We start from the raw sequence: 2,322 nt of genomic DNA, 5'->3' as shown, positions 1-2,322 counted from the left end.
GTCACGACAGGCCTGGGCGAGCGTGGTCAGCACCTCCGCGTCGAGCGTCGGCCCGCCGGACCAGGGGAGCGCGTCGGTCTGCGTCTTGAGGGCATCCATCCGCCGGCGCAGGCGCGGCGGCATCAGGCCGATCACCTTGGTCAGCGCCTGCACGGCGGTGTCCTCGAAGCCGGGTACGCCGCCGCCGGCCGCCGAGCGGAGGCCGACCGCGATGGCGACCGCCTCGTCGTCCTCGAGCAGCAACGGAGCCATCGCGCCGCCCGCCCGCAGCTGGTAGCCGCCGGCCACCCCGCGCACCGCGTCGACGTCGTAGCCGAGGTCGCGCAGTCGCTCCACGTCGCGGCGCACGGTGCGCTCGCTGACCTCCAGCCGGTCGGCCAGGTCGCCACCGGCCCAGAACCGATGGGTCTGCAGCAGGGACAGCAGGCGGAGCATCCGGGCGCTCGTACTCATGTTCTCCAGACTAGTTCTGATTCAGGACAGAAACTGACCTAAAGGCTCCTTAGCGTTGTCGTCATGGAGATGAACCAGAGCAAGTTCCAGAACAGTGGCCCGGTGATCCGCACCGTCGGACTGACCCGCCACTTCACGCGAGGCAAGGACACGATCGAGGCCGTGCGCGGCCTCGACCTGGAGGTGGCGGCCGGCGAGCTGGTCGCCTTCCTCGGACCGAACGGCGCCGGCAAGTCGACGACGTTGCGGATGCTCACGACCCTGATCGCGCCGACCGAGGGCTCCGCGGAGGTCGCCGGCTTCGACGTCGTCCGCGACCGCGCCGCCGTCCGGCGCTCGATCGGGTACGTCGGCCAGGGCAATGCCGCGGGCCACCAGTTCCGCGGCCGCGACGAGGTGATGTGCCAGGCCCGCGCGCACGGCCTCTCGCGCCGCGACGCGCGCATCCGCACCGAGGAGCTGCTCGAGGCGTTCGACCTGACTGAGCACGCCGGCCGGCCGGTTGCCCAGCTGTCGGGCGGCCAGCGTCGTCGGCTCGACGTTGCGATCGGTCTGGTGCAGGAGCCGCCGATCCTGTTCCTCGACGAGCCGTCCACCGGCCTCGACCCGCAGAACCGGGCCAACCTGCAGGAGCAGGTGCGCCGGCTCAACGCCGACCTCGGCACCACGATCGTGCTGACGACGCACTACCTCGAGGAGGCCGACGCCCTTGCCGGCCGCGTGATCGTCATCGACCACGGCGAGGTGATCGCCGACGACACCGCCGGTGCTCTCAAGTCGGCCCTCGGGGACCTCGTCGCGATGGAGTTCGCCGACGTGCACGCCGCTCGGGCAGCAGCCGAGCGGGCCGACCGCATCGCCGGCGCGCAGATCACGGTCAACGGCACCCACGTCTCCGTGCGCGCCGCCTACGGCCGCGACGCGGCGCCCGGCCTGGTCGCCGACCTCGCCGCCGCCGGCACACCTGTCACCCGCCTCGAGGTCGCGGGCCCCACGCTCGACGACGTCTTCCTCAACCTCACCGGCCGCAGCCTGCGTGAGTCCCAGAACGAGAACGCCACGACCGCCACGACTGAAGGAGCGGCAGCATGACCATCGACATCGAAGCCCCCACGGCCACGGCGCCCGCCGTTCGTCGTACCCCTGTCCCGGCGAAGCCGGTCGGCCTGGTCGCCGACATCGTCAACGTCCTCGTCCGCGAGCTGCAGCCGGTGCTGCGCCAGCCCGTGTCCGTGCTGTTCGCGATGGTGCAGCCGCTGGTCTTCCTCGGCCTGTTCGCGCCGCTGCTGCCGGACACCGGCGACGGCTCGGCACTGCAGTGGTTCGTGCCCGGCATCGTGGCCATGACCGCGCTGATGAGCGCGTCGTTCACCGGAGCCAACCTGAGCGAGGAGATCATCAGCGGCTCCTTCGAGCGACTGCTCGTCTCGCCCGTCCGGCGCTCCGCCCTCATGGTCGGGAAGTCGCTGCGCGAGATGGTGCCGCTGGTCCTGCAGACCGTGATCATCGTGGCCGTCGTGACGCCGTTCAGCTTCGACCTGCACCTTCTCGGCGTGCTGACCGGCATCGTGGTGCTCGTCCCGTTCAGCGTCGGCCTCGGCGCGCTGAGCCTGGCGCTCGCCATCGCGGCGAAGGAGCAGGCGTGGGTGTTCTGGACCGTGCAGCAGACGGCGATCTTCCCGCTCCTGCTGCTCAGCGGAGTGCTGCTGCCGATCGACGGGGCGCCGGGCTGGTTGAAGACCGCCTCCGACCTCAACCCGATGAAGTACGTCGTCGACGCCGAGCGGCACCTGTTCGCCGGCTCGTTCCCGATGGACACCCTGGCAGCCGGCTTCGGTGCCTCGGTCCTGGTCGGTGCGTTCGGCCTGT

General features: G+C 71.1%; 3 protein-coding genes. 2 read left to right on the top strand and 1 reads right to left on the bottom strand.

The window, feature by feature from the left end; all coding sequences use genetic code 11:
* A partial coding sequence (locus ACOADB_RS09290; protein WP_378597673.1) for a helix-turn-helix transcriptional regulator occupies window positions 1-453 on the bottom strand: 453 nt, incomplete at its 3' end.
* Between the two features lie 63 nt (window positions 454-516).
* On the opposite strand from ACOADB_RS09290, the gene ACOADB_RS09285 reads away from it, so the two are divergent.
* Window positions 517-1,545 carry an ABC transporter ATP-binding protein gene (locus tag ACOADB_RS09285; protein WP_378597672.1) on the top strand — a complete coding sequence of 343 codons (1,029 nt, stop codon included), beginning with the start codon at window positions 517-519 and terminating at the stop codon, window positions 1,543-1,545.
* A partial coding sequence (locus tag ACOADB_RS09280; protein ID WP_378597671.1) for an ABC transporter permease occupies window positions 1,542-2,322 on the top strand: 781 nt, incomplete at its 3' end. The genes ACOADB_RS09285 and ACOADB_RS09280, both read left to right, overlap by 4 nt.

It is taken from the genome of Nocardioides sp. CPCC 206348, from assembly GCF_048654705.1.
GTDB lineage: Bacteria > Actinomycetota > Actinomycetes > Propionibacteriales > Nocardioidaceae > Nocardioides.
This window is presented reverse-complemented; position numbering and strand designations above follow the sequence as displayed.

What these genes read in the sequence shown, in the direction of transcription:
- ACOADB_RS09285 (WP_378597672.1), top strand. Translation starts at nt 517, where the DNA reads ATGGAGATGAACCAGAGCAAGTTCCAGAACAGTGGCCCGGTGATCCGC.